This is a genomic window from Achromobacter sp. RW408 (assembly GCF_003184165.1).
Lineage (GTDB): Bacteria > Pseudomonadota > Gammaproteobacteria > Burkholderiales > Burkholderiaceae_B > Achromobacter > Achromobacter xylosoxidans.
In genome coordinates this window covers 545038-545858 of sequence record NZ_QHHO01000046.1, presented here as the reverse complement: position 1 = coordinate 545858, position 821 = coordinate 545038, and the positions used below count along the sequence as shown (strand labels likewise).

Here is an 821-nt window from a genome sequence, read left to right as displayed (position 1 = left end):
CGGGTTGGGGGCTTCGGGCGGGCAGCCAGGGACCGGCGAAGTCTGGGCGTCAGGGAACGTCTACAGCAATGCCATTCCAGGAAACGGTGGACATGGTGGTGCAACGCCATTCGGCACAGGCGGAGCGGGTGGCGGCCGCTCTGGCCAGCGCCTCACCAACGGCGGCAATGGTGGCACGCCCGCTCCGAATTCCGGTGCCGGCGGCGGCGGGGGCGGGGGCAGCAATGGCCCCACTAACGGGCGAGCCGATGGTGGAAACGGCGCCAATGGACGGATCGAACTGGAGCTGATCGGATGAAGACTTTCGTACAAATCCTGGACGGGCGGGTGCATTGGAAGTTTCAAAGCGCCGAGGTCCCCAACTTCCCGCCCAGCGTCGAGCTGGTCGATGTTACGGAAGTGTCCCCGCAGCCCCGCGAGGGGTGGCTGTATCAGGGCGGGCAGTTTGTTCCGGCCGTTCAGGGCGTCCAGGCCGATCCGGCTTTGCTGGAGGCCCTGCAAGCTGTTCCCGAGGCGGTCCCGGTCTTGGATGTTGCGCCAAATGCCCGAGACGCCACCATGACCGGCCAGGACGCACCGTAGCGGCCCGCCAGGCCTCCCGGATGCTAAAGGGATGCCGTCTCCCCTCCCCAGCCATCAAATAGCCCCAGCGGGGCTATTTTCCTGTCTCAAACGTCGCGCTTTTTCGTCTCAAACGACGCGCCGCGCTACACCGGCGCGCTGCGCCACTTTGAAGGGGGATAGCGTCCGAGTTTGGGCGGGGGCCGGACAAGCGCCCATGCAAAAGGCCCGCAACCAGGTTGCGGGCCTTTCAGTACTGC

1 protein-coding gene is annotated in these 821 nt (G+C 66.0%); it reads left to right on the top strand.

Going from position 1 to position 821, the window contains the following annotated elements; genetic code table 11:
- Positions 1-294 precede the first annotated feature (294 nt).
- Positions 295-582: a hypothetical protein gene (locus DK459_RS12620; protein WP_110134786.1), complete on the top strand. Its 288-nt coding sequence runs from the start codon at positions 295-297 to the stop codon at positions 580-582.
- The last annotated feature ends 239 nt before the right edge of the window (positions 583-821 follow it).

What these genes read in the sequence shown, in the direction of transcription:
- DK459_RS12620 (WP_110134786.1), top strand. Translation starts at nt 295, where the DNA reads ATGAAGACTTTCGTACAAATCCTGGACGGGCGGGTGCATTGGAAGTTT.